The sequence below is a fragment of the Microbulbifer discodermiae genome (genome assembly GCF_040742695.1).
Classification (GTDB): domain Bacteria; phylum Pseudomonadota; class Gammaproteobacteria; order Pseudomonadales; family Cellvibrionaceae; genus Microbulbifer.
Window position 1 is genome coordinate 16,732 of the sequence record NZ_JBFLAB010000001.1, and the last position, 23,979, is coordinate 40,710.

Annotated in this window: 13 protein-coding genes and 1 pseudogene; 5 read left to right on the top strand and 9 right to left on the bottom strand. The window is 56.7% G+C overall.

The genetic code is table 11. From position 1 onward, the window contains the following. The 4 genes from AB1S50_RS00065 to AB1S50_RS00080 all read right to left on the bottom strand — a co-directional run bounded on the left by AB1S50_RS00065 (nt 1) and on the right by AB1S50_RS00080 (nt 6,599). Entirely contained in the window at nt 1–1,065 is a 1,065-nt protein-coding gene (locus AB1S50_RS00065) for a sugar phosphate isomerase/epimerase family protein (RefSeq protein WP_367148319.1), read from the bottom strand. Continuing rightward, a complete protein-coding gene (locus tag AB1S50_RS00070; protein WP_367148320.1) occupies nt 1,058–2,242 on the bottom strand; it encodes a Gfo/Idh/MocA family protein in 1,185 nt (394 codons plus the stop codon). Before AB1S50_RS00070 ends, AB1S50_RS00065 begins: the two co-directional genes overlap by 8 nt. A gap of 229 nt (nt 2,243–2,471) precedes the next feature. Next, a complete protein-coding gene (locus AB1S50_RS00075) occupies nt 2,472–5,276 on the bottom strand; it encodes a TonB-dependent receptor (protein WP_367148321.1) in 2,805 nt (934 codons plus the stop codon). Between the two features lie 597 nt (nt 5,277–5,873). Next, nucleotides 5,874–6,599 carry an AraC family transcriptional regulator gene (locus tag AB1S50_RS00080; protein ID WP_367148322.1) on the bottom strand — a complete coding sequence of 242 codons (726 nt, stop codon included), beginning with the start codon at nt 6,597–6,599 and terminating at the stop codon, nt 5,874–5,876. 799 nt (nt 6,600–7,398) lie between these two features. On the opposite strand from AB1S50_RS00080, the gene pepQ reads away from it, so the two are divergent. Next, on the top strand, nt 7,399–8,709 hold the full coding sequence (gene pepQ / locus AB1S50_RS00085) for a Xaa-Pro dipeptidase (RefSeq protein ID WP_367148323.1): 1,311 nt from the start codon (nt 7,399–7,401) through the stop codon (nt 8,707–8,709). Between the two features lie 84 nt (nt 8,710–8,793). On the opposite strand, the gene AB1S50_RS00090 is transcribed toward pepQ, so the two are convergent. Further along, complete coding sequence (locus AB1S50_RS00090) at nt 8,794–10,074, bottom strand: ankyrin repeat domain-containing protein (RefSeq protein ID WP_367148324.1); 1,281 nt, start codon at nt 10,072–10,074, stop codon at nt 8,794–8,796. A 404-nt stretch (nt 10,075–10,478) separates the two neighbouring features. On the opposite strand from AB1S50_RS00090, the gene AB1S50_RS00095 reads away from it, so the two are divergent. Further along, the gene (locus AB1S50_RS00095; RefSeq protein WP_367148325.1) at nt 10,479–12,524 is read left to right on the top strand and encodes an amidohydrolase family protein; all 2,046 of its coding nucleotides are present in this window, start codon (nt 10,479–10,481) and stop codon (nt 12,522–12,524) included. A gap of 28 nt (nt 12,525–12,552) precedes the next feature. Here AB1S50_RS00095 and dcd read toward each other — a convergent pair whose 3' ends face one another. Continuing rightward, a complete protein-coding gene (dcd, locus tag AB1S50_RS00100; RefSeq protein ID WP_367148326.1) occupies nt 12,553–13,122 on the bottom strand; it encodes a dCTP deaminase in 570 nt (189 codons plus the stop codon). A 231-nt stretch (nt 13,123–13,353) separates the two neighbouring features. Between dcd and imuA the strand changes: the two genes are divergently transcribed. The 3 genes and pseudogenes from imuA (at nt 13,354) to AB1S50_RS00115 (ending at nt 18,869) form a co-directional block, all read left to right on the top strand. Further along, nucleotides 13,354–14,049 (top strand): translesion DNA synthesis-associated protein ImuA, encoded by a 696-nt coding sequence (imuA, locus tag AB1S50_RS00105; RefSeq protein WP_367148327.1) that lies wholly within the window; start codon nt 13,354–13,356, stop codon nt 14,047–14,049. 14 nt (nt 14,050–14,063) lie between these two features. Further along, nucleotides 14,064–15,575, top strand: coding sequence for a Y-family DNA polymerase (locus AB1S50_RS00110; RefSeq protein WP_367148328.1), 1,512 nt, complete (start codon nt 14,064–14,066; stop codon nt 15,573–15,575). Nucleotides 15,576–15,766: 191 nt separating this feature from the next. After that, nucleotides 15,767–18,869, top strand: a pseudogene (locus tag AB1S50_RS00115) (error-prone DNA polymerase). Between the two features lie 206 nt (nt 18,870–19,075). On the opposite strand, the gene AB1S50_RS00120 reads toward AB1S50_RS00115, so the two are convergent. From AB1S50_RS00120 to AB1S50_RS00130, 3 genes are all read right to left on the bottom strand, one after another. Continuing rightward, a complete protein-coding gene (locus tag AB1S50_RS00120; protein WP_367148329.1) occupies nt 19,076–20,608 on the bottom strand; it encodes a DUF6531 domain-containing protein in 1,533 nt (510 codons plus the stop codon). Between the two features lie 763 nt (nt 20,609–21,371). Continuing rightward, nucleotides 21,372–23,324, bottom strand: a complete 1,953-nt coding sequence (locus tag AB1S50_RS00125) for an LTA synthase family protein (RefSeq protein WP_367148330.1) — start codon at nt 23,322–23,324, stop codon at nt 21,372–21,374. 103 nt (nt 23,325–23,427) lie between these two features. Continuing rightward, on the bottom strand, nt 23,428–23,904 hold the full coding sequence (locus tag AB1S50_RS00130; RefSeq protein WP_367148331.1) for a pilin: 477 nt from the start codon (nt 23,902–23,904) through the stop codon (nt 23,428–23,430). Between the last annotated feature and the right edge of the window lie 75 nt (nt 23,905–23,979).

The following is a 23,979-nucleotide window of genomic DNA, read 5'->3' on the forward strand; positions in this document are numbered from 1 at the left end:
CTAGCCGGTAAAATCAAGCCCCAGTATTTCCCGGTTTAAACCCGGATCATCTCCGCTGGATGCGAAATCATCGAACTCCCGATCACTGGTTCTGATCAGGTGCCTGGCGATAAACTCCGCCCCTTCCCGGGCGCCGTCCTGGGGGTGTTTAAAACAACACTCCCATTCCAATACGGCCCAGCCATCATAGCCATACTGTGTCAGCTTGGTGAATATCTGCGAGAAATCTATCTGTCCGTCACCGAGGGAGCGGAAGCGCCCCGGCCGCTCACGCCAGGTCTGGTAGCCGCCGTAGACACCGCTGCGGCCGCTCTGGCGGTACTCGGCATCCTTTACGTGAAACGCCCTGATACGTTCATGGTAAATATCGATAAACTCCAGATAATTCATCTGCTGCAATACGAAGTGGCTGGGATCGTAGAGGATATTGGCTCTCGGGTGGTTTCCCACAACCTGCAAGAACCGCTCGAAGGTCACTCCGTCGTGCAGGTCCTCACCCGGATGCAGCTCAAAGCACACATCGACCCCCGCGTCTTCGAACCGGTCCAGTATCGGCAGCCACCTGGCACCCAGCTCCCTGAACCCCTCATCCACCAGCCCCGGGGGGCGCTGTGGCCACGGATAAAAAGAGGGCCACAACAGCGCCCCGGAAAAGGTCGCGTGAGCGGTCAAGCCCAGTCTCTGGCTGACTTCCGCGGCCATGACAAGCTGTTCGATTGCCCAGGCTGTACGGCACTGGGGGCTGTCTCGCACCGCTTCCGGTGCAAACGCATCAAACTGCCGGCTATAGGCGGGGTGCACGGCCACCAGCTGGCCCTGCAGGTGTGTGGACAATTCACTGATGGCGAGACCCGAGTCCGCCACCAGGCCCTTTATCTCGTCACAGTAGGTGGCGCTCTTGTAGGCGAGCGACAAATCGAACAGGCGTCTATCGGTCGTCGGCAGTTGTATTGCCTTGTACCCGAGCCCGGAAGCCCAGCGGCAGATATCAGCCAGGTTGTTGAACGGCGCTTCGTCACTGGAGAATTGTGCCAAAAAAATTCCCGGACCTCTGATTTTACTCACCGACTACACCCTCGGACATCTCTGCTGTTAGTGAAAACGGCATCCAGTTCAAACTGGATTGACCCGCATCCATGGTTTCTTCGATAAATGCCATACCCCGTATGGCCGCCTCTATCCCGGGTACGTCAAAACTGTTGTTGTCGCAATCCCGTCCATTGCGTTGCGCACGTATCTGCGCGCTGAAATTTTTGTAGATATTGGCAAACGCCTCCAGGTAGCCCTCCGTATGCCCGGCCGGGGCATAGGCGGCTCGAGTCGCCGCTGGGCTCATTTCCCCCACTCCGGTACGGATCTGTTGTGTAGGCTCGCTGTTGGATCTCAGCCACAGGGTGTTGGGGTCCAGTTGCGACCATTCGATACTCTTTTTGTCCCCATAGATTCGCAGACGCAGATTGTTTTCGTCGCCAACCGAAACCTGGCTGGCCAGCAATACACCTTTGGCGCCGTTGTCGAACCTCAGGAGCACAGTGCCGTCGTCATCCAGTGTCCGGCCCTCTACCACTGTGGAAATGTCCGCACACAGGGCGGTTATTTTCAGGCCGGAGATATACTCAATCAGGTTTGCCGCATGCACGCCAATATCGCCAATACAGCAGCTTCTTCCGGAGCGCGCGGGGTCCAGCCGCCAGGCGGCCTGCTTGCTGGTCTCCGACGCTTTTGTGGCCAGCCAGCCCTGGCTGTACTCGGCGACGACCTTGACAATATTTCCCAGCTCTCCCCTCTCAACGAGGTGCCTGGCCTGCTTGACCAGGGGGTATCCCGTATAGACATGGGTGAGGGCATAGAGGCAGTTGGTTTTTTCGATAATTTCCTTAAGCCGAATCGCTTCCTGCAAATTCAGTGTCGCCGGCTTGTCGGAAATTACGTGAAACCCATGTTCCAGTGCCGCACTGGCCACCGGAAAATGCAGGTGGTTGGGCGTAACCACCGCCACCAATTCCATCCGGATATCTTTCGGCAGACTGGACTCCCGGGCAAACATCTCATCGTAACTGCCGTAGCAGCGGTCGGCCTCCAGATCCAATAGCCGTCCGGTTTGCAGTGTTCGCTCCCTATCGGAGGAAAAGGCCCCGCAGACCAGTTGGATATCCTGACTGATGGCCGCGGCAATACGATGGATTTCCCCTATAAAGGCACCGCTGCCACCACCGACCATTCCCATACGGAGTTTTTTCATCTTACAAGCACCTGCGTTCACTATTCATAGTACCTACTCGATTACCGGATTACCGGGGAAGAGGTAAAAACTTTCACTGGACTTGCTTGGCCTATTAATACTTCTCAAATTTATAACCCCCCGAGAACTAACCATTGATCTGAAGCGATTTTCATATTCACATATTCCCGTTTCGGCGGGCGGGAACACTCCCTAAACACCAAAGCCCGCCGTCACAAGACTTTGCAACTCAGAACTTATAGTTCAGGCCCAGGTAAATGCGGCGACCATAATAGTTGTAATAGGTCAGCCGGTTCTCCTGCTTCCAGAATCCCTCCTGTTTTTCCTCGGTAAGGTTGATCACCGAGGCGGTCAGGCTTAATCCCGCGTTGATGTAATAACTGGCATTTACATCCAGCTGGCCATAGGCCTTGTCGTAGAGGTTATAACCCTGGTGGAGCGAACTGGCGCGGTCCTCCTTCCAGTTGTAGGAGGCGCGGACGCTGTAGGCGTCCCGCTCATAGTACCCGGAAAGGTTGTACTGGTGTTTTGCAGTGCCGGGAATTTCGGCCTCTGTCCTTACGCCGTTGTTCAACACGTCGGAGGTGCTGGTATCGGTATAGGTGTAGTTGGCCAGGACACCGAAGCCGTTTTCGAAGGCGTACTGGGCAAACAGCTCAACGCCCCGGGAAGTCGCCTCCCCTCCCCCGACTTTGGTGTTCATTTCAACTTCGATGGGCCCGTTGCAGCAGCTGTGCTCCCGTTCGACAATCTCGACGATGCTGATGGGTATATTGCTGATATCCTTGTTAAACAGGGTTATACCCAGCGCGGATGCATCGGCGTAGTACCACTCGATACCGATATCATATTGATCCGCCAGCAGCGCCTCCAGATCTGTATTGGCGGAGGTTCCGGAACCGCGGCCGGTCCAGGAATCACTGGAGTTTATATTTACCGGCGGGCCATAGGATTCGGCCTGCCCGAGATCACTGTAACTGATTCTGGACATGGTTCTGGCAGCGGCGAAACGCAGCACCAGGGAATCGCTCAGGTCCCAGGCCAGGTTCAGGCTCGGCAAAATATTGGTTGTATCACTGCTACGATTGTTGGCGGTGGCCTCGGTGGATTCCTGGCCTATGACATCATCGTAGGTGGAGGTGGTGAGGTCCGTATTCACATAGCGAACACCAAAATTACCGCGCAGGTCGTGCCAGAAAAAATCCGCCTGGGCATAGGTGGAGAGGATTTTTTCATTGATGCTGTAGGTGCCCGACAGGACAGGTACCACGGTGCGGGTGAAATTGTCGCTCACATAGCCTTTCAGCGCATTCAGATCGAAAGGGAGGAAATTGATTGCCCCGGTTTCCCCCGCGCTGTTGTCCACCACCCCGTAGCCCAGCAGGGTGGAGGTGTCCGGGTGGAAATCCGGATTGTGGAACCACTCGGTTCCCGGCAGCCAGCCCCGGTAACCGCCATTGTCTGCAATACCATCATCCCAGCGGAATGTGTTTCTGAGTGAGCGGATTTCATGGTCCCGGTACTTGGTGCCCAGGTAGATCTTGCTGATAAATTCCCAGTCGGTATCAAATTCCAGATCCAGCTGGTAGTAATCCTCCCGGTCTTCGTTCTCTGTCGAATCAGAGCTGAACCAGTCGTAGTAGGGGTAGGCGTCGCGGTCTGTGGTCAGGTCCGTGGAGACCTCATAGCTCGGCTTTCCATCCGCGATGGACCAGAGCCAGCTGTTTACCGAGCCGTAGCGGGCATCCATATTGGCCATGATGCGCTCGGAAACGCCACCCTTGGCCTCGGTGCGGCCGATATTCAGGGTCGCGGAATAAGAATCCCCCTGGTAGCTGGCCTCAAAATCAAAGGTGTCTGACTGCGAGTCCCCGGTGATGTCCTCGCCGGTGACCTGGGGAGACATCAACCCACGGCGTACCGCCACGCCGCCATTCACATCTGCATCGCCCCAGTTGGCGCCGTTGAGCAGCCCATTGTCGCCAAAACCGTAGGTGACGACGGTATCTCCATCCAGCTCCACGCCAAAGTAGGGATTGTGGTTGTCATTCCATTCGGCGAACGTCAGGCGCTGCTCGCGGCGGTTGTAACCCAGGGAGGCACCAAAGTAGTTAAACGACAGTTCCAATTGGTCCGTGGGGCGCCACTGGGTCGTCAGCTGGTAGCCGTCCCGGGTCCGGTCCTGTCTCTGGTTTGAAATATCCATAGCCCGGGGTGCCCATACATTGTTGTACACCTCGCCGGTGGCCTGGTCGACAATCGCGGGCCTTTCGGCATCTGCCACAGTATCCGAGTGGAAGCGCCAGTGCCTGGCACCATTCTCAATACCAACTACCGTTCTGTCCTGATTGGTATAACCGGCCAGAATGCCGAAGGTTTCATCGGCGTTCTTCCAGGAATACAGAGAACTGAAGTTCGGCTCCCACTCTTCGGTAGTATCCGAGTAGGTTGATTCCAGGGCGACAATGCCCTCCCCGGCGCCCAGTTCCAGGGGCTTGCGGCTGTGGAGGATGACCGTGCCCCCTATTCCCCCCTCGTCGAGCCTCGCTTCCGGGCTCTTATAGACTTCCACCCGGCTGATCATGGCGGAGGGCAGCAGGGCGTAGTTGAAACTGCGAGTGGGCGATCCGCTGTCTGATGTGGAAATATAGTTTCCATTCAGCTGGGTGAGGGCCCAGTTAGCACTGGTGCCGCGAATACTCACACGGCTGCCTTCGCCACCACTGCGGGTAATCGTTATGCCGGGGACTCTCTGCAGGGAGTCAGCCACGTTCTTGTCGGGGAATTTACCGATATCCTCTGCGGTGATGGCATCCACGATGGAATTCGAATCCCGTTTTATGGCCAGGTTTTTGGTGTTACTTCCCAGAATGCCAATAACCTCGATCTCTTCCAGTGCAGCTTCCTGCCCCGGAACCTCCTGTGCCACCGCCAGCCCGCTTGCCGCGACGGAAATCGAAACATACAGTGCGGAGTGTTTGAAGAGTTTCACTCCCGATGCCGACAGGTGTTGGTAATCTATTTTATTTATCATCACGACCCCTCCCTTGCTATTCAAATTATCGCCGCCCGATTTAGTGTTGTTTTCACTACTTCCCCACCCGGTTTCACATGCCCGGCTGAACCGCGGAAGACTGCAGTAACCCCTTGGAAATAACAGCTACTTGTCGAGCACTTCGATACTAGGCAAGAAGGGCCAATGGGAGGTAACCGATATTCGGTCTTCGATGCAACAAAATCGGCGTTTAGACTTTGTGCAAAAACTCAGTGGAATGAGTCCAGGGGCCAACTCACCGCCTGTTAACCCGACGACCCAATAGATGGTTCCCTGTCGATTGGATTGTCGCCTTTGAAAATCTGCACAATTTCACAAAACGGCTGGTATCGGCCTTGCCCTACGGTGGACAGTCCCGTATAGCCCTGCCAGAGGGCCACAGCCTGAGGTTGCACCGAATTCATCAGAGGTTCCCTGACAGGTTGCTGAAAAAGGCATCCCGCCTGTTTCAAAACACGAAAAGCGAAAAATGTAATTTTCACTCTTCGCCCAAAATCAACGACTTAGACGGCCGATTTTGCCGAACCTCCATATTCCGGTACCAGACGTCGAAATTCTTCGAATTTCAACAGCCTGCTAGGGCTGGACCTCCGCTCGATAATTGGCGGGCAGGAATCCAAACATCGCTTTGAAATGCCGACTGAAATAGCTGTGGGAGGCGAAACCACTCGAGTAGGCAATTTCGGACACCGGCATTTGTGTTTCGACCAGCATACGGCGCGAATTCTCCAGGCGGATTTCTCGGAGAAACTGCATCGGCGTCTTCTTCAAATATTTTTTAAAGCGTCTCTCCAGGGCGCTGACCGACAGGCTGGCCACCTCAGCCAGTTCCTCAATCGTTATGTTGCGGCCATAGTTGTTCTTGATATATTCCACAGGCCTTTTTATCTTCTCCATGCCCGACAGGGTTTTTACGGTTTTCTTGAGGTTCCTGGCTACACCATAGGTACCAATAATCTCCCCCTGGGCGTTCTTTAGCGGTCGCTTGGAGGTGGTGAACCAGGCCAGCTCCCCGGACCTGTCTATATTCAGCTCCAGCCTTTCGGTGATAATTTCCCCGGCCATCACCCGCTGGTCATCCATCATAAAATTCCTGGCCAGGTAGGGGGGCGAAAAATCGAGATCGGAATGCCCCAACACCTGGCCTATGGACTTGCGACCTACATGCCGTACAAATTCCTGATTGCAGTGAATTACCCGTCCCGTATCGTCTTTTATCCAAAAAATCACATCGGAAAGCAGGTCAAACATGGCGATAATCTGCTGGGTTGTGATCTGGGCGAATATGGATTCGTATTTCATAGTTTCTCCATCGGCGTCCGTGCAGGTTGTGGCTGACGGCGGGCAGGTCGGTCACGCGTTTATTATGTAATGCAGCCGCACCCGCTACTTGCGGCCCTGGCGAGCTGCCGGTATCCAACCCTACCGGTTGGAAGTCCGCACTCCTGAGACGGAATTCACCCATTTGACCGCAGCCCTGAACGGCAAAGTGGCCGCGGTCGAATAAGGAGGCCACGGGGCTATCTGTAATAGAGGGTAGGCAGAGGAATCCAGTGTCTGCAGAAATCGGGGGTTGGGTCTCCAGTTTCTGCTGGCGTCCAGTTTGGGGAATCAGGCGGCAATACACAGAGACCGGGGGCGGGACACCCCTGTGCCGATTTAGCCCTGGGCACATGGGCCCGCCCCAATTGACTGACAGAGCCGGTAACCCGCACCGGCCGATCAGAAAACAACCACCTTATTAAACAACTATCGCCAGACCGGCGATATTCGAGCCGATTTGGGCGCAGATGAGGTTATTGAAGTTGACCTGGGCAATCAATCGGACACAATAAAATCGCAAAACCTTATTAAAAACAGGGGATTTGTTGTTATAAAAAATAATGATTTAGACGACAATGGAAGACCTGGGTACTCCATCGGGCAGGGGGCCTGGGGCCTATGGGGAGGCAACCCATCAACCCTTTGCCGCGGTGGCAATACTCCAGCAGTATCTGCTGTGACCCGACGGAAATTCAGATCAAATAACCGGCCTTGCGGCCATACACTATGCGGACGATTTAACCTGCGTTTATGACGCGCCAACTCACAACAGGCAGCCATGGACAAACAACTCTTTGCCGAGCACCTCGCCACACTGCGGGAGCGCTACGATGACATCCTGGAACAAACCGGTTTCGATACCCTGAACGTGTTCAGCGGCAGGCCCAAGGTGCAGTTTCTGGACGACAACTACTACCCCTTCCGCTGCAACCCCCAGTTCAAGGCGCTGGTACCCGTCACCGACAATCCCCACAGCTGGATTATCTACCGCCGCGGGCAAAAGCCCAGGTTGCTGTTCTACCGCCCGGTGGATTTTTGGCACTATGTTCCGCCGGCGCCCCGCACCTTCTGGAGTGATCAGTATGATATCGACCTGCTGAACAGCCCGGCCGATGCCAAAGCCTTTCTTCAATCAGAGAACGCCGCCTTTCTGGGGGAGACCGACGGCCTGGAGGGCTGGCCCATCGGTATTCCCAATCCCGAAGAACTGCTGGCCCGGCTGCACTGGTCGCGGGCCTACAAGACTCCCTACGAAATGGCCTGCCTGCGGGAAGCCAACCGTATCGCCGTGCGCGCCCACCGGGCCGCGGAAGCCGCTTTTCGCGACGGCGCCAGTGAGTTCGAGATCAATCTCTCTTACCTGCGGGCGGCGGGCCAGGGGGAAAACCAGATGCCCTACGGCAATATTGTCGGCCTCAACGAGCACGCCGCCATACTGCACTATACTCACCTGTCGGGGCAGCGTATCCCCGAGTCGGAGCTGAAGAGTTTCCTGATCGATGCCGGCGCCGACTGCAATGGCTACTGTGCCGATATCACCCGCAGCCACGCCTTTCGCGACGGCGAATACGCGGAACTGGTGGCGGCGATGGATGCAAAGGAACAGGAACTGGTGGCGGGGCTCAGACCCGGCGTCGCCTATGGGGAACTCCACCGCCAGTGCCACCTGAAGATCGGCCAGTTGCTGCAGCAGTTCGGCATTATCAGGACCTCCGCCGAGGGCGCGGTGGAATCCAACCTGACCGGCACCTTTATGCCCCACGGCCTGGGTCACTTCCTCGGCCTGCAGGTGCACGATGTGGGCGGCCACCAGACGGCAGCGACCGGGGGCATCACCCCGCCCCCGGCAGAGTATCCGTTTTTGCGGACCACGCGCACGGTGGAGGCAAACCAGGTGTTCACCATCGAACCCGGCCTCTATTTTATCGACCCACTGCTGGCGGCCCTGCGGGAGACCGATCTTGCGGCTGAGGTGTACTGGGACAAGGTGGACGCGCTGCGGCCGTTCGGCGGGGTGCGAATCGAGGACAATGTGATAGTCCACGGGGACCGCACGGAAAATATCACCCGGGACTGCTACGCAGAGTAATCCGCAGCTGCGGGCCCGGGCAGGCCCGCACATTCCTGCTTGGGACAGCAAGCTTTCAAAGGCGGCAACCCAATGGGCCAATCATCAATTGGATTGTAATAGCCCCTTCTCCACTATTTGGATTAATTGCGGGTTACCGGTCTCACGGGCCAACTCCAAAGCGGATTGATTAATGACCGACTTCACCTGCGGGTCTGCCCCCAGTGCGAGTAAACCCTTTACCCAGGCCAAATCCTGGTCGCGAATAGCGTCGATCAATACCGGGTTGTAATGAACGGCGTTTATATCGGCCCCGCCATCAACCAGCAAGCGTGTGGCCTCGAGCTTACCGTCTTCGCGCCACCTGACATTATTCAGTGGCGTCCACCCCCGGCTATTGGTTTGGTTGGGGTCCATCCCCTTGTCCAGCAGAAATTTCAACATTCCAGGGGAGCTTTCTCGGGCCGCCAGATACAGTGCGTTGCTATCATCAGACCAGAGCGCATTCAGGTTGGCGCCATGCTCCAAAAGCAGTTGTGCCATCTCAAGCTGGCTTTTCTCCACAGTGCGCAGGAAAGGCGTCTTGCCTGTGGGCAACTTGCGGGCATCTACAGGCGCCCCCCGACTCAGCAGATAGCGGGCCAGGGCCAGATCGTTTTCATCCACCGCTTGGTCCAGCGGCGTCCTGAGAATATTGCCGTGGTAACCCAGCTCGGCACCGGCCTCGATCAGCATCGACAGCAGCTGTGGCGATTTGCCAAAATTTCGAAGGGATACCTGTAACGGCGTCTTGTTAAAATTGTCCAGCGCGTTAACGTCGGCACCCTTTTCCAGCAGCAATTCCACCAGTTCGGCCTTGCGACTACTCACTGCCAAATGCAGCATTGTATTGCCTTGCCCATCCCGCAGTGCCACCACCTCCGGGTGCTTGTCGATGTACTCCGCCGCCTTTTCGAATTCAGCGTTCACCGCCCACAGGATACGGTGCCCGGGTGAAGTGCCCGGATCGGGGCCCCGCTCAACGTCTCCCATCTTTCCATTGAATGCCGCAAGTTCCTCCGCATTGAGCTTGCGGTAGGGAAGAGGCTGTCTCGACGACTTGGCGCCGAGAACTAGAATATTGCCGTCGATCGAGGCGAGAAATTCGCGGTCTTCAACCAGAATGGTGATGTCATTGCCCACGATCGACACCACCTGGTACTTCTTGGGGTTCGACCGCGAGGCGCCGCGGATTTCACGGACTTCCGTCGCCGTAAATTCCACACCCTGGTTATTCGCTAAGCGCCGCAGCATAGGCTCCATTACATTCATGAGGGAATCTTCGTTCTGGTCCCCGGCGGCCTTTCGAGCGGAGGCAATGAAAGCATCGATCGCAGTGTCATCCACTAGCCAGGTGCCAATTAAATCCTGTTCGGTGACAACTTTGTCGCAGGCAGTGGGAAAACCCGCGATTAAGACAAGTCCAATTATTATTGTTAGTTGTCTCACGACTCCCCCTATTGTTATACCGGCGATCCAACAGGTGATTCCCCATCTATTTTGTCGCCTTTGAAAGTCTGCGCAATGACGCGGAAGGGCCTGCGTCGGTCTCCGCCCAGGATGGCATATCTTTTTACCACATTAACCGGGCAGCTTACGGAGTTGTCGGATAGATAAATGCCCAAAAAGTCACAAATATTATAAATGGCGGCACATAAACTTCCTCCGTAATCAATCGCAATAGCCATAGTTGCCTTATTGGTGTAAACAGGCCCTAAGTTATATTCATAATCACAATAAGGTCCCCAACAATGAAAATCCCAGTCTGGTCCATTGCCCTGTCTGCAGTCCTGCTGGGAGGCTTCAGTCCTTCCCACGCAGAAACCATCGAATATGTGTTTTACGACAAGGAGGGTGTCGCTGGCACGGAAGTGATTGAGTGGCAGGGAAACCAGGTCACCGGGCAGCTCAAACTGGGCTGGAACAATCGCCGCCTCGACCTGAAAGAGAGTTTCACTATCGGCGCCAAACAGGTGCCTGAGCAACTGCACATAGAAGGCACCAGCCCATTCGGCGCGCCGGTAAATGAAAAGTTTTCCGTAGTCGACGGCCTCGCCCAGTGGCACAGTGACGACGAGCGCGGCAATGCGAAATCTTCCGCGCCGCAGTTCTACATACCCAAAAGTTCGACCCTGGCAGTGGAATCACAACTGGTAAAAGCGCTGCTGGCCAGTGACGACCGCAGCATCAGCCTGCTGCCCCAGGGACAGGCGCGGCTGTTTGAGCTGGACCGGATGACCCTGGCCCAGGGCGAGGTGGAAGAAACGGTTTATCTCTACGGTGTCAGCGGCCTTTCCTTCACACCGCAACTGGGCTGGTTCGACCAGCGCGGCAACCTGTTCGCGGCGGACGAAGGGGGCTGGTTTGCAATACTGCGCAAAGGCTGGGACAAATCCCACCTGGCCCAACTCAAGGAACGGCAAATCCGCGCCGCCGACAAATACCTGCAGGACCTCTCCGCAAAACACACACTCAAGTCCAAGGCACCGATTCTGATCAGCAATGTGAACCTGGTGGACGTAGAAGCGGGCAAGCTGTTGGAACAGCGCCACCTGCTGATCGAGAATGGCAAGATCACCCGCATGAGCATCGCGCCGATCCGGTTGCCCGGAATTACCCGTATCGACGGGCGCGGCAGGACCCTGATCCCCGGGCTCTGGGACATGCACAGTCACCTCTCCCCCACAGATGGTGTGCTGAATATGGCCGCCGGCGTGATCAACGTAAGGGACCTGGGCAACACCCACGACAATATCATGCGCATCGAGCGGCTCTTCTCCTCCGGCCAGATAATCGGCGGCGATGTCTATCGCGCCGGGTTTATGGACCGGGAAAGTGAAAACGCCATGCGCATGGGCAAGACCACCACCAGCCTTGAGCAGGCCAAGGAAATAGTCGACTGGTATGCCGACCGCGGCTATATGCAGATCAAAACCTACAGCTCCATGGAACCGGAGTGGATAGCCCCCCTGGCCGAGCATATTCACAGCCGCGGTCTGCGCCTGTCCGGCCATATCCCCGCCTTTATGACCGCCGAGGAGGCAGTGGATGCGGGCTTCGACGAAATCCAGCATATCAACATGCTGTTTCTCAATTTCATGGGCGCCATAGACACACGCAAACGGCTGCGCTTTACCGAAGTCGGCGAACACGCCCACGAACTGGATTTAAACAGCAAAGAAGTGGCACGCTTCCTGGACAAGCTGGCCCGCAAAGGCACAGTCGTGGACACCACCACCACCGTATTCAGCTCCATGCTGCTGCGCCAGCCAGGTAAGCTGGACCCGGAATTTGCCGCTATCGCCGATCATTTGCCCATCAATGTGCGCCGCCAGTTTATTGGCGCGGAACTGGATGTAAAACCGGAGCACCGGGAGGACTACGACCTGTCCGCCCAGGCGTTGCTGAACATGGTGCGCAAGCTCCACGAGCACAGGGTGCCGATGGTGGCGGGGAGCGACGGCATCCCCGGTTTCACCCTGCTGCGGGAGCTGGAACTCTACGCCAAGGCCGGCATCCCCAATGCAGACGTATTGCGCACCGCCACGCTGGTGCCCGCCAGCCTGGTGGGCAAACTGAACACAGGGGGCACTATTTCCGTCGGCAAGGACGCGGACCTGGTACTGCTGGACGGCAACCCGTTGGAGGACATCAGTGCGCTGCGCCGCACCGCACTGGTGATCGAGGGGCAGAACCTCTACCGGCCGGACCAGCTGTACAGCGCGCTGGGCATTGAGCCATTCCACCCCTCAGTGCCGGTGTCACTGGACCAGCCGGGGGGCACCGCCATCAATTGATTACTCCGGGCACCGGTAGAGGAGGGAATCAGGCCCGCGGCAGGGTGACGCCGCGCTGGCCCTGGTATTTGCCGCCGCGGTCCCGGTAGGACACATCGCAGACCTCATCGGACTCGAAGAACAGCATCTGCGCCACGCCCTCGTGGGCATAGATCTTCGCCGGCAGGTTGGTGGTGTTGGAGAATTCGAGGGTCACATGCCCCTCCCACTCCGGCTCCAGTGGCGTCACATTGACGATAATGCCGCAGCGGGCATAGGTGGACTTGCCCAGGCAGATGGTCAGCACCGAGCGCGGGATACGGAAGTATTCCACCGTGCGCGCCAGCGCAAAGGAGTTGGGCGGAATAATGCAGGAGTCCCCCTCCACATCCACGAAGCTGTTCTCGTCGAAGGTCTTGGGGTCCACGGTGGCGGAGTGGACATTGGTGAAAATCTTGAACTCACCGGCGCAGCGCACATCGTAGCCGTAGCTGGAGGTGCCGTAGGAGATCAGCCGCTCACCATCGCCGTTGCGGCGCACCTGGCCCGGCTCGAAAGGCTCGATCATACCCTGCTGCTCGGCCATCCGGCGTATCCATTTATCGGACTTGATACTCACTCCGCCCCCTTCGAGTCGCTTCTGCTGGCCAGTAAAGAGGCCGAATCATAGCGGGTTTGCGGCGGGCACAAAAGTGCCAGCGCCGGCGGCTAATTGCCGATCGGGTGAAGGCCACCGCCACTAGCGTCACCCGGCGCTTGCCGCCCCGAATGAACTACTGTATAAAAGAACAGTTACTACTGTATATAAATATAGTATTTTATTCCCGGGGCACAAGGCGAGGACGTCAGTGTGAACAGTGCAGAAAACCTCATACAGAACAAGGTGTTAAAGCAACAGCGTCTGCGCCGGCTGCTGGACCGGGCAGATATCTGGCAGGCCGCCAATGAACAGCGGCGCCCGCGCAACGGCATTACCACCGGCTACCGGAGCCTGGATGCCCTGCTCAGCGGACACGGCTGGCCCCGCGGTGCCACCACCGAATTACTGGCGGACCAGTCCGGCATCGGCGAGCTGAGCCTGCTGCTGCCCGCACTGGCGGAGCTGACCCGGGACGGGCAGATGGTGGTGCTGGTGAACCCGCCGCATATCCCCTATGCCCCGGCACTGGCCGCCGCCGGCGTACAGCTGGACAGGCTGCTGATACTGCACCCCCGCGGTCAGCGGGATCAGCTCTGGGCCATGGAGCAGTCGCTGCAGGCCGGCTGCTGTGGCGCGCTGCTCAGCTGGCAGCCATCCCGGGAAGCGACCGACAGGGATTTGCGTCGCCTGCAGATAGCCGCCCGCCAGGGCGACTGTCTGCACTTCCATTTTCGCCCCGGCAGCTGCGCCGCTGCGCCATCGCCCGCCAGCCTGCGGCTGCAGCTGAGCAGCGACGGCGAACAGCTCACCCTGCAACTGCTAAAACAGCTGGGCGGACACTCGGGCCAGCGCCTGCAGCTGCCCCGCAGTCCCGACCTGATCCGTCGCGACCAGCCGCTGCACTGAGGGAGTCCATCACCATGCTCTGGCTGTGCATACAGTTCCCCAGGCTGCCCCTGGAAACCCTTACCCGCGCCCAGCACAACCGCACAGAGACGCTTCCCCAAGCGGTGGTGGAAAAACAGCTGGTGGTGGATGCCAACGGCCCCGCCCGGCAGCGCGGTGTCGAGACCGGTCTCACCGTCGCCACCGCCTGCGCCCTCTGCAGCGACCTCTCCCTGCTCACCCGGGACACGGAGCGGGAGGCGCAGCTGCTGCGGGAACTGGCCCAGTGGGGTTACAGCTTCACCCCGGTGGTCTCCCCCCAGGCGGCCGGCGCCATCGCCGACGGCGACATGCAACACGCCAGCCTGCAGCTGGAACTGAGCGGCTGTCTCAAAGCCAGGGGCGGCCTGCAGCCGCTGTTGCAACAACTGCGGCGCGAGCTGCGGCAGATGCGTATCAGCGCCCGCATGGGTCTGGGTCACAGCCCCAGTGCCGCACGGATGCTCAGCCAGTTGCCGGAGCACAGTCAGTGGCTGCGGGACACCCGCACCCCCCCCAGCCCGCAACAGTGGCGCCAGTGGATCAGCTTCTCCCCCTGCAAACTGCTCGACTGTGACAACCGGACCCTGGCCAAGCTCTACGCCTGCGGTATCAAACGGGTCAGCCAGTTGCTGGCGATTCCGCTGTCGGAAGTGGGCAGCCGTTTCGGCCGCAACTTCGTCCAATACCTGGCGCGCCTGAACGGCAGCCGCCAGGACCCGGTACCCGGCTACCAGCCGCCGGTGGAGTTTCACCGCGAACTGCCCTTTCCCAGCCCCCTGGAAAACAGCGAACAGCTGCTGTTCCCCGCCGGCCGCCTGGTGCGCGAGCTGTGCCAGCAGTTGCAGCGGCGCCAGCTCTACACCCAGAAACTGCGCTGGAAACTGGATTTCGGCCGTCAGGGCTGCAAGGTGGTGTCCGTGGAGACGTCCCGGCCACTGCTGGACCCCCAGAGACTGATCGCCCTGACCCGGCTGCAACTGGAGCGGCTCAGCCTGGAGCAACCGGTGCAGTCGCTGCACCTCACCTGCGACCAGCTGCAGCCGCTGGAACAGACGCTTGTGGACGAGGACCTGTTCGCAGACAGCGGCAAGCTGCAGCGCAGCCACCAGCTGCTGGACAAGCTGCGGGCGCGCCTCGGCCACCAGGCGCTGTCAGGCGTCAGTCTCAGGGAGAGCCATCTGCCGGAGCAGGCCTGGCAAACCGCCGACACCCCGCTAGCGGACCGCAAGGGCGGGCGCAAAGACCGGCAGTTGCAGCCCGCCGGCGCCTGCCGGCCCAACTGGTTGCTGGCGCGCCCCACCCGCCTGCGCCATCGCGGGCAGCGATTGTTTCACCAGGGCGAGATGCAGTTGCTGCAGGGCCCGGAGCGTATCGACGGCTACTGGTGGCAGCGGTGCCGCCACGCCCGCGACTACTATATTGCCAGCGGCAGGGATGGCAGCCTCTACTGGGTATTTCAGGATCTCAGTTCGGAAGAATGGTACCTGCACGGTATCTATGCCTAGCAGGCTGTTGAAAAAGTGTTTTTCAGCAGCCTGCTGTCCCCAACAGAAATGTGCCGCGCCGCCGGCCGCAAGCCGACGCGAGTCCTTGTAGAGCCAGCCGCGTAATTGCGCAGGTTTTCAAGGGCCACAATCCAATGGATGAGGGACCATCACTTGGGTTGCCCGGTTAATAGTTCCATTCCGATTATTGCATGCAGTACGCCGAACTCTTCTGCCAGAGCAACTTCTCTTTTCTGCAGGGTGCCTCCCACCCCTGGGAACTGGTCCGGACTGCGCACCAGTTGGGCTACAGCGCCCTCGCCATCACCGACGAATGCTCCCTGTCCGGTGTGGTGCGCGCCTACAGCGAACTGGAAAAGCTGAAAAGCACCCAGGACAGTTCGCTAAAACTGATCTGCGGCAGTTTTTTGCGGCTGCAGGAAGGCGGCGAGCTGGTGCTCCTCGCCCCGGATCACAGCGCCTACAGCGGTCTCTGCCAGTTGATTTCCGCCGCCCAGCTGCGCGCCCCCAAAGGACAGTATCGGGCGGGCATCGGGGATATTGTGCAGTACTGCAGCGGCGCCATCGCAATCTGGCTGCCGGAAGCGGAAATCCGCCCGGTTCCGGCGGCGCTAAAACAACACTTTTGCGGGCGGCTCTATTTCGCGCTCTGCAATGGTTTGCAGTCCCAGCAGGGCGCCCGCATGCGCGAACTGGTGGACGCGGCCCGCAGGGAGGCACTGCCCCTGGTGGCCACCAACGCCGCGCTGATGCACTGTCGCAGCCGCAAGCCGCTGCAGGATGTGCTCAATGCCAATTATCACAACTGCACCCTGGAGCAGTTGGGCTATCGGCTGCAGCAGAATGCCGAGCGCTACCTGCGCCCCCTGGAGGATATAGCCGCACTCTACCCCGACCAGGCCATCGCCAGCACCGCCGACATCGCCGCACAGTGCCGATTCAGCCTGGCGGAACTGCGCTACCAGTATCCCTCGGAAGTTTTGCCGGCCAACCAGAGCGCCAGTGGTTATCTGCGGCAACTGGTAGAAGCGGGCCTAAAACAGCGCTGGCCCGGGGGGCCAAAAACAGAGATCGCGGAACAGATAGAAACGGAACTGGCGATCATCGCCGAACTGGGTTACGAGCACTATTTCCTCACCATTTACGACATAGTGCACCATGCCCGCAGCCAGCATATTTTGTACCAGGGTCGCGGCTCCGCCGCCAACTCCGTGGTCTGCTACTGCCTGTTTATCACCGAAATCGATCCCCACCATATCGGGCTGCTGTTCGAGCGTTTTATCTCCCGCGAGCGCAGGGAACCGCCGGATATCGACGTGGATTTCGAGCATGAGCGGCGGGAGGAAATTATTCAGTATATTTACCGGAAGTACAGCCGCGACCGGGCCGGCCTCGCCGCCAACAAAGTCACCTATCGCTTTAAGAGCGCCCTGCGGGATATCGGCAAGGCGCTGGGCATAGGTTCCGCCACCATAGAGCGGCTGCAGGCGGAGCGCGCCTGGTGGGACAGCCTGGAGGCATTTCCCCAGCAGATGCAAAAAGTGGGGATAGATCCCCACAGTGCCGCCGGCAAAATGCTGCCGCAGCTGCTGCGGCAGATTTACGGCTTTCCCCGGCATTTGTCCCAGCATGTGGGCGGCTTCGTGATCACCGAAAAACCCCTGCACACCTTGGTGCCCATCGAGAATGCGGCCATGGACGGGCGCACCATAGTGCAGTGGGACAAGGAGGATATCGAGGACCTGAAATTGATGAAGGTGGACGTGCTCGCCCTGGGTATGCTCACCGCCCTGCGCAAATCCCTCACCTATATGGGGCTCTACGGGCCAAAGCTGCGGCTGCAGGATATTCCGGCCAAGGACCCGGCGGTTTACGCAATGCTGGGTCGCGCCGACACCATCGGTGTATTCCAGATCGAATCCCGCGCCCAGATGAGTATGCTGCCCCGGCTGCAACCGCGCAATTTCTATGAACTCACCATCGAGATCGCCATAGTCCGCCCCGGCCCAATCCAGGGAGGCATGGTGCACCCCTATTTAAAACGCAAGCAGGGGCTGGAACCGGTTACCTATCCCCACAAAAAACTGCGCCCGGTACTGGAACGCACCCTCGGCGTTCCTATTTTTCAGGAACAGGTGATCAAGCTGTCCATGGTTGCAGCTGGGTTTAACGGCGGTGAAGCCGACCAGCTGCGCCGCGCCATGGCCAGCTGGGGCAAAAACGGGGACCTCTACCAGTTTCGGGACCGGCTGGTGCAGGGGATGCTGGCCAACGGCTACCAGGAAGCTTTTGCCGAGCAGCTGTTTAACCAGATGAAAGGCTTCGGTGTCTACGGCTTTCCCGAATCCCACTCCGCCAGTTTTGCCCTGCTGGCCTATTTTTCCGCCTGGATCAAACACCACCACCCGGCCGCCTTTTACTGCGGCCTGCTCAACAGCCAGCCAATGGGTTTCTACGCCCCCGCGCAGCTGGTCCAGGACGCCTGTAAAAATACTGCCGGTGGACGTGCTCCACAGCCACTGGGACCACCGGCTGGCACTGCCTGTGGAGCAGCGGCCAGGGTCCTGCGCAGCCGGCGCACAGAGCACACCGGAAACAAAAGCGCCCATGTTGCGCCTGGGCATGCGGCTGGTTCGGGGTTTGAGCCAGTCCAGCGCCGACAGCATCAGTGAGCTGCGGGCAAAACAGGATTTTCGTTCCCTGGGGGATTTCCGCCGTCTCACCCAACTGAGCCGCGAACAACTGGCGCTGCTGGCCCGCGCCGACGCCTTCGGCAGCCTGGGGGGCAACCGCTATATGGATACCTGGCAGTCCCTGGACCGGGAGCCCCACCGGCAGGCCCCAGCCCCCCACAAACCCGCCAGCTCCCTGGAGGACCAGACCCGGGACGACTACGCCAGCACCGGCCTCAGCCTGCGGGAGCACCCGGTCGCCCTGCTGCGCCGGCGGCATCAATTGCAGAGTAATGCCAGGGCCGAAGAACTGTTCCATATCCGGGATGGGCAAATGGTGACCGTGATGGGGCTGGTCACCTGCCGGCAGCGGCCCGGCAGCGCATCGGGGGTATTGTTTCTCACCCTGGAGGACGAGAGCGGAACCATTAATGTGGTGGTGTGGGAGCCGCTGCAGCAGCGTTTTAAAGCCGAGATCAAGCGGGGGGCTGTTTTACAGGTCCGCGGCAGGGTGCAAATCAGCGCGGTTGACAGGGAAAGCCAGCCGGTAATTCATCTGGTGGCCGGGGATATCCGGTGTTTGCAGTGGCACAAGGTGCAAGCGGTTAGAAGTTTTCACTAGTCGGTTGTTGAAAAAGCCTTCCCTGGCTTTCCTCAACCCGGGTTTGCGGCGCATGTCCGCAAACCCTCCACGACAAATCAAGCAGTTACATGCTTGATTTGCGGTCCGAACATCCCTGTTCGGGACAGCAGGCTGCTGATCAAGCCTCCGGCAATCACCAGCCTATTAACCCGGCAACTTATTTAGCTGCCGGGTTAATGCTGCGTTTAGGGTCCCACTACTGGTGTTGTCTGGCTACCCAGCAAAAGGCCCGAACTGTCGTAGGTAAAGTCCGTCACCGACTCCGGTGTGGTGATTTTCAGCACCAGATTTAATGTGGCGTGCCACTGGGTGGTGATGGTCCTGGCTTCCGGCGTGCCGGCGGCCTCGGTTCTGCTCAGCTCGCGGCCCAGGTTGTCCCGGGTAAAACTGGTGATATTCCCTTCCCAGTCGGTCTCAGTGGCCACAAAACCATTGGCATCGTAGGTGTAGGCCCTGTTGGCAGCTGCACAGTTGGCCGAGGCTTCGCCATCGATGGACAGGATACGCTTGACCCCATCTATATCCCCGTAGTGGTAGCTGGTCTGCTTGCCCAGGGCATTGGTCAGGCGCCGGGTATTGGCATCCACATAGGCCACATCCAGCGACTCGGCGCCGCCATTGTGCCCGGTGCGAATGGCCCGCCCCAAGTCGTCATAGGCGAAGCTGCTATAAACTACACCGGCTTCGTCGGTGACCCCGGTCAGCGCATTGGGGAAGCGGCTGTCTTCATAGCGAAAAAGCCGTTGCGGCGTGCTAATGCCCGGGAAGGTGATAGATTGCAGCAAGCCATTGCCATTGTAGGCAAACTGGTAAACGGAGTTGTCATTGCGGGTAATCTGGGTCAACTGGCCATCGGTGTAGGCCAGGGTGACGCTGTTACCATTATCATCGGCGATTGAGGTTTGCTGGATACCACTGCCGTCGTAGGTATAACTGATACCCTCACCCCGCTGGTTCTCCATCCGCAGGATACGCCCAGCTGTATCATAGCGCTCCGTAAAACCATCCACTTTTAGCGTCCAGCCCAAAGGCTGCAGCCCTGCATCCAGGTCCCTGGTCACCTGCCAATTGCGGTTGGCCAGGGCCACAAAGACACCACTCTCATTGACAAAATGCAGGTCACTGCCATTGGGGCGATAGGCAATCATCCTTTCCGTTATCCCATCCGCTAAAGTGTAATGGGCCAGGAAGTAGCTGTGGTTATGGCGCCAGTGCTTTGAGGCATCACCGGTATACTCCAAAGCAGTGTCCCTGTCCAACGGCAGAGTGATAGGTTCCTCTCCTGCAGGCAGCGGCTGCTCAGAGTGCACTGTGGTCCCGGCGACAACCGAACCCAGGCTGTAACCGGCACCGGTCTTGCGGTGGTTGCCAAAGCTGTTGTAAAACCAGGAGAAACTCAGGGGAAAATCCCCACTGGCCGCAAAAACCAGTTCCCGCTGCAGTTTATGGCCACTAAGAAAGTTAATAGGATTACCGGCCAGACTATTGCAGTTTTGCGGCTCTGGTGGGGCTACACAGTCCCTCGCGGTTTCGGACCAGGGTTTATCCGCCGGGCATTTCTTCTCGCAAGTTACCGAATTATAGTTATAGGTTAGAGGTGCTGCGCACGCCGGGGTTTGCCGGCAGTCATCCGGCTCAGCAGGAGACTCTCCCGAGCCGGGTATCGGCGACCGGCCTTCTAAACAGCCTCCTCTGGCTACATTACTATAGTAATCCAAGCTACTCGTATTCCCGTTGAGCGTCCTAGTCCAATTAACCTGACATGTAGCAGTTGTTCTAAGATCTGGATACAAGTCCTCCGGAGGACTTTGAATTATTGTCGTTGTACCGCCGGGATTAACTGCATCTTGTGAGTATTGGATTTCTTGTCTGTATGCATCACAGGCCGCAAATCCAGTAGGATACTTCACCCCAAAAATGGACTGCCTGACAAAGTAACTGGGCTCAGCGGGCACTTCAGCTGATATGAGCAAAAAGATAACCAGAAAAATAGGTTGACGGAACATAATAAGTAGAGGCTCGGCATCTAATTCCCCTGCCTTATACAGGTTCGGTCAGGAAGAAGCAATTATATACACTATCACACCTCAGCTATTTGAAATTCTGGTCAGCTTAATTAATGACTTAAGCGCCAAAATTGAGAATCCATGATTTACACACTATTTCCAACCCAGTCTTATTCATTAATACTCTGAGCAATTGATTCTTTTTTATTCACCTGGAACGCCACATCAGAACTTTTTATTATTTGGAGATTCAGAGGCATATTCTGGTATGAATCCAGCCATTTTCGCCCGAATCTGACAATATCCAAACTCTACATTTGATAGGGTGCCTATAGGAAAACTGGAGATTGAATAGCACTATTCGCGCAAAACAACCTTGGTCTCACAATAAATTTGGGAAGGTTTTGATTTATACTTAAGAGTAGTTAAACACTAAATACAATTTTTATTTATATATACTCTATCGCCTAGCCCATCAGTCTTTCTCCACCTCCTTGAAAAGCTGGCGTAAACTCAGATGAACCGGAGCAACCAACTCCGAATCTTCTGCATTTTCAAAAACCCGTCGGTTTTCATAAGCAACCATGCCAAACGCCTTATCGATAAATTTGTTCTGGCCCTCTACCGGCATTACTTTACCACCACGTAATAAATCCCCATCAATCTCATAGCATTGGGACATGCCAAAAAAATCCGACACATCGGCAGCGCTGGTGCCAGCCCAGCAGGACTGGTAAGCCCCAGCACAGTCCGTATTAACCGGTAAGCAGAGTCGCCCTGCTTCCCTGAAGGAAATCTGCCCTCCCTTCATCAATACCGCCCAGGGCGCTTCGACACGATCAAACAGGTCTTTGCCCAGAAAACGTTCAGCATCGAATTCGGCTCCAACGAGGTTCATTAAAGTAACCGGAAGATCCACCTGACTGGACACCTGGTCCACCTCCCTGTACCCCTCAAACTCAGGGTGGTAGATAAACAGCGGCATCCGAAAAAACTCTTCATCTTTGTATGTTTCATCCAACCCCTCATTAGCTGCAAATGACCAGACCCCATGATCTGCGGTGATTACCACAATGGTATTTTCAAATAGCTGGCTACTTTCAAACTCCTTCCAGAAAACCCCCAAAGCATAGTCACTATAGAAAATAGCATTTTCGTAGGCGAGGTATACTCTTTCCTCATCCCTAACACCCTCCAGGCTATTGGGCACATCCACCGGCCAATCATAGTCGAAGGGGTAATGATTACTAATCGACAGAAGATGAGCATAAAACGGCACCTCCATTTGGGAAACTTTGTCTAGTGCCAACTTGAAAAACTCGGCATCTGCCAGTCCCCAACCGATATTGTCATCGGACGCCCGATTTACTCCGGGCTTGTCGGCGTGGAAGTACAAGTGCCTGAACCCCTGCTGCGGCATAAAGTACTTTCTGTTGTAAAACCTACCGTAATTCGCGTGCATATAAAGTGTTTCATATCCTTTCGCCTTAAGCGCTGACGCCATACACTCCAGGTTCTTTTCGCCAGGGTATTCTGCAATAGAAATCTTGGCGTTATGATCAAATATCCCGCAGATAATTGCGTTCTCACCTTTCACTGTATAATTGGTGTTTGCATAGAAATTGCGAAATAAAAAGCCCCGCTGGGAAATCCGGTCAAAGTTTGGAGTTAGCCCTTTGCGTTGTCCGTAGGCGCCCAAAAAGGATGCACGAAACGACTCCATAGTAATAACAAGAATATTGTATGGCTTACTATCTAAACCTACCGGAAAATACTCCTGCTCAGCTAATACCCGATTCCTCTTCTTGAAATAACTCCAGTCCGATAGAGTATCAGCTGATTTACTATCCAAAGGTATCATAAAAGCGTGAACTGGATGCAAATAGTAAGGTGACAAGGTGAAGGCATTGGCCTTGCGGAGATCAGCAATGACAGAATCCACCCAATACAGCAATCCTAGCCCCGCCAATAGAAGAGAAATAGCACCGATTCTGGCTCGGAATGGTGATAGCTCACGCCATTTAAACCAGCCTGCATAAAAAACAAACAAAAACAAATAGGTAATGCCTGTATATGCAGCCTCCTTCTTATAGGAAAAAGCAGGTAGAGCCTTCAGCACATCGCCACTATCCCGCGCAAACGGAAGAAACTCATAATTAAAAAACACCTGGAAATACTGATAATGCCACCAGTTTGCTACAGTGATAAAAAAGCAAAAGCTTAGAAGCAAAAAGCCAACCACAGAAGCGATGCGAATAGATAGGCTGCGTGCGAAAACGAGAACTGCCAGGACGATTGCCGCTACAGCAACCGAGCTGCCCAAGCCGACTGGCACCGGGTTCGGGAAACCAAAATAGGCTGTGAGCGCAAGTGCCGAAATGGCAGCTGCCACCAGTATCAAATCCCCGAAGAAATACAGCCTTCCCATCCCAACTTCCAAAAGAAAAAAGTAGGCTCTGTGTCAGTCTTCGACCAGACACAAACAAAAAGGCCCCGCAGAGCGGAGCCTTAATAACCTGTGGTTACAGGTTTTAGAAGGTACCGCGACAAGAACCCGGCAGGTACTTGGGATCAACATCGGTGCCATCACCGCCACAGATCCAACCATAGATAGAAGCGCCAACGTTTGAGTTGGCCAACTTGGTGCCATCTGAAGCAATTACCGGAATCACTGTAACAACATCACCATCGGCAACACTCGGTGTCAGCCCCTGAACAGCAATAGTCACTACTCCATTAGCATCAGTAGAGATACTTTGAACATATTTCGTGGCTGGAGAGCTGGATTCACAGCCCCACTCTCCAGCGGACGGCAAAGTAGAGCCTACTGCAGACTGTACAGTTTCAGTGATGGTGGTACGACATGCACTTCCAGCCAAAATAACTTCTGACATCTTAGCCCGCACGGTGTAGTCCTGGTAGGCAGGCAGTGCCACCGCGGCCAGAATACCAATAATCGCCACCACGATCATCAGTTCAATCAGTGTAAAGCCCTGTTGTTTTTTCATTGTAACCGTCTCCATACAGAGTGATTCGAGTTGGTTGTTCTAAATTCCCCTTAGGAAATCGCATTCAACAATACA